The sequence below is a fragment of the Geminicoccus flavidas genome (assembly GCF_009806515.1).
Taxonomy (GTDB): Bacteria; Pseudomonadota; Alphaproteobacteria; order Geminicoccales; family Geminicoccaceae; genus Geminicoccus; species Geminicoccus flavidus.
In genome coordinates this window covers 1-585 of sequence record NZ_WUJP01000998.1, presented here as the reverse complement: position 1 = coordinate 585, position 585 = coordinate 1, and the positions used below count along the sequence as shown (strand labels likewise).

The window sequence follows — 585 nt, the reverse complement described above, 5'->3', positions numbered from 1 at the left end:
GTCGGGGTTGGGCGGGTTGTTCCGCAGTTCCTCGTCCTCGATCAGGTGGTGGATCGCATCCACCCGGAACCCGTCGACCCCGCGCTCGAACCAGAAGCGCAGCACGTCCAGCATCGCGTCGCGCACGGCAGGGTGGCGCCAGTTCAGGTCCGGCTGCTCGGGCAGGTAGGCGTGGTAGTAGTACTGGCCGGTGGCCGAATCGAGGCTCCAGGCCGGGCCGCCGAACTCGCTCTGCCAGTTGTTGGGCGGGCCGCCGTCCGGGGCCGGGTCGTGCCAGACATACCAGTCGCGCTGGCTCGAGCGGCGCGACGCCCGGCTCGCCACGAACCAGGGGTGCCGGTCGGAGGTATGGTTCGGGACATAGTCGAGGATCAGCCGCAGGCCTCGCGCATGCACCGCTTCGACCAGCCGATCGAAATCCTCCAGCGTGCCGAACACCGGGTCGATCGCGCAATGGTCGGCCACGTCGTAGCCGAAGTCCGCCATGGGCGAGGGATAGATCGGCGAGAGCCAGATGGCGTCGATCCCCAGCGCCACCAGATGGTCCAGCCGCCGGATGATGCCCGGAAGGTCGCCGATCCCGTC

Annotated in this window: 1 protein-coding gene; it reads right to left on the bottom strand. The window is 68.9% G+C overall.

The features are described from left to right. The coding region (locus EQG76_RS28330; protein WP_255476608.1) for an alpha-amylase family glycosyl hydrolase at positions 1 to 585 on the bottom strand (585 nt) is incomplete at both ends.